This window comes from Pseudomonas parakoreensis (genome assembly GCF_021602155.1).
In the GTDB taxonomy this organism is placed as follows: domain Bacteria; phylum Pseudomonadota; class Gammaproteobacteria; order Pseudomonadales; family Pseudomonadaceae; genus Aquipseudomonas; species Aquipseudomonas parakoreensis.
In genome coordinates, this window is the sequence record NZ_BQHY01000043.1 from 1 (window position 1) to 2,899 (window position 2,899).

Below are 2,899 nucleotides of genomic sequence, written 5' to 3' on the forward strand. Positions count from 1 at the left end.
TAACTCAGGGCGTGCTGTCGTGGCTGCCGCCGACGGGAATCGTAAAGGAATACATCGTCATCGTTCGGCAGGGCGCTACCGCGGTGCAGTCGCACAACGTTCCGGCCACCTCGACGGAGATCGCCATCAACGGCCTGCCGTCTGGCAACTACACAATGAGCGTAGCGGCGGTTGGGCCGATGGCGCGCTCCGGCGAGGCGACGATCACCGTCAGCATCAACGGACCTCCAATTCCAGAAAGCTGCGTAGTGCAGTCCTCGATCGACAGCATCGTGCTAATCCCAAGCAATTCACAAAACGGCCTGAACGGAGGGACTTACGAATACTTCTTCAGCACTTCGCCAACGGCGACTTCTGCTGATGCCGAATATCTGGGGCAAGGCCTGACCTTCACCCACAACGGGCTGGGGTTCTGGACCAACTACTACTACTTCATCCGCTCATCGAACGCCTACGGGAAAAGCTCCTTTCTATATGTGCCGGCTCAGACCTCAAACGATGTTTCGGCATACCTAGCGGCGCTTGCAGGGAAGATTGGTCGCACAGAGTTGGGACAGGACATCGTCGACCAAATCGACAAAATCCCAGGCTTGCAGGAGCAGATCGACGCGCTCGATGGGCTGAAGGGTTACAACCCCGACGATACATACGAAGAGTACGACCTAGTCGTGCAGGGCAAGCGCATCTATCAGGCGACCGGGCCGGTGCCGGTCAATATGCCGCCGCCGAATCCGCTCTACTGGCTCGACGTGGGTCAAACCGTGGAAACCGCCAAAGGACTTGCCCAGCAGGTGGCGACCAACACCGCCGAGATCACTGAACTCGACGGCGTGGTTACGGCCCAGGCAACGGCCTTCGAAGCCCTGCGCGCCTCCTCTCGAGACGATGATGGCGCTGGTGATCTTGCAGACGCGATCAAGAGCTATACCAGCACCGCTTCGCTCGCATCGGAATCGAAGGTTCGAGCCTCCGAGAACGAGGCAATGACAAGGCGCGTCACGACGTTCGACGCGAAAATAGGAGAGAACGCTGCCAACATCACCGAGCTTGAAGAGGTGGTGGCCACTAACGAATCAGCGACCGCGACGAAAATCGACCAATTGAATGTTTCCGTCGGGCAAAACTCGACGGCCATTCAGCAGACCTCGACCGCCTACGCGGACACGGCCGGCAAGTTGAACACGATGTGGTCGGTGAAGATGCAAGTCACGGCGAATGGGCAGTACGTCGCGGCTGGCATCGGTCTTGGCATCGAAAACACCGGTGCCGGGCTGCAGAGTCAGTTCCTGGTCAGCGCTGACCGGTTTGCCATCGTCAACACGATTGCCGGCGGCGCCATCTCGGTGCCGTTTGCAGTGCAAGGTGGCCAGGTGTTCATGAACTCGGCGTTCATTCAGGACGGCAGCATCACGATGCTGAAAATCGGCCAGTACTTGCAATCCGACAACTATGTTGCCGGTGCGCTGGGTTGGCGCTTGGATAAAGCAGGAAACCTCGAGTTCAACGGGCCAGCGCCCGGTGGCGGGCGACTGACGATGACCAACAGAGCGATAAAGGTGTTCGATCAAAACGGCGTGAAACGGGTGCAGCTTGGAGATCTGGACGCATGACCTATGGAGCAAGAGTCTGGGACGAGAATGGCAATCTCGGGATGGATACCAACAGCTTTACCTATCAGGTGCTGTGGCAGGGCGTGATCGACTTCAGCGGTAGCACGCCCAGCTACACACTCAATATTCCAGGCTTCAACCCAGCCAACTGCGTGTTCATGATCATTCCGACGCGTGCACAGGATGTGCAGTCGTCAGAAACAGACGGTAGCGGCAATGCCAAGTCCTATCCCTATGTCACGACTGCCGTCGGCCAAGTGATTGTCAGGCCTAAGAATCCGTCAGCCAGCGCCTCGACAATTCAGACAAGGATCGTCGCCAAGGGCTACGCCATCAGGTATTCGACATGAGTTACGGCTTTCAGAGCATCAATGACAACTCGTTTGTTCAAATTGATTCGGAGGCACCCAGGCTCTGCCTTCTCACCAAAGGTACCTATTCCGGTGTTGCAACTGCATCAGGTACGTTTGCCCGGGCGGTGACCAGCCAAGACCCGCCAATGGTGTTCATTCGTCCTGATCAGGGAGGCGCGATTCAGGTTCCCATTTCAGTGTGGTTTACGGGAGGGCCGGGTAACTGGACTGGCTTTGCCATGAACGCGTCACGGGTGAATGAAACCCTCAGCGGGCAGTATTTCGTGGCGGCATGGGCTTCGATGGGTACCGCTGCTTATGGGATGCGGCTGTGGGATGGCGCTGGCGCGCTTGTTTACGACAGCGGCGCCCCGGCGGTGGTCGTTACGTTCGCTGCTGGCAACTGGACGTATCTCGGAACCGAACAGCTCAGTGTTGGGCGCCGGTACTTATGGGGTATCAACAAGAGCCTCGGGGTAGGTGAGTACGTGTCCCTCAATCCTTTCACGATGAACTGCCACAACGACGGTACCGGTGGCGGCTGCGCTCTGGGAGTCGATTACGCTGGCGGCCGCATCATGATGTACAGCCTTGCCTTTACAGCCTGGACTGACCAGGGCCATCGCCCATTTCTCTGCGCCAAGTTGCTGGCCTGAAACCTTTATTTCTGGAGATATACAATGCCTTGGTACAAGACGGGAACGGTCTCTGTCACCCAAAATTCCAACGCGGTGACAGGCTCGGGCACCGCATTCATTGCCAACAGCCGGGTCGGCGATGGCTTTCGCGGGCCGGACGGTCGCTGGTACGAGGTGACCAACATCGCCAGCAATACGGCTCTGTCGATCTCGCCCAACTACGAAGGCCCGACAGCGGCCGGCGGCTTCTACTCGATCATGCCGGTACAGGGCTACCAGAAGGATCTGTCCGACCAGG

General features: G+C 58.0%; 3 protein-coding genes and 1 pseudogene. All 4 read left to right on the forward strand.

The window, feature by feature from the left end; translation table 11 throughout:
- On the forward strand, nucleotides 1–1,610 hold a 1,610-nt coding region (locus tag L6D63_RS28165; protein WP_236170497.1), incomplete at its 5' end, for a phage tail protein.
- Complete coding sequence (locus tag L6D63_RS28170) at nucleotides 1,607–1,960, forward strand: hypothetical protein (RefSeq protein WP_047297530.1); 354 nt, start codon at nucleotides 1,607–1,609, stop codon at nucleotides 1,958–1,960. The genes L6D63_RS28165 and L6D63_RS28170, both read left to right, overlap by 4 nt.
- Nucleotides 1,957–2,619, forward strand: coding sequence for a hypothetical protein (locus tag L6D63_RS28175; protein WP_121184008.1), 663 nt, complete (start codon nucleotides 1,957–1,959; stop codon nucleotides 2,617–2,619). Before L6D63_RS28170 ends, L6D63_RS28175 begins: the two co-directional genes overlap by 4 nt.
- A 24-nt stretch (nucleotides 2,620–2,643) precedes the next feature.
- Nucleotides 2,644–2,899, forward strand: a pseudogene (locus L6D63_RS28180) (tail fiber domain-containing protein); the annotation flags it as partial.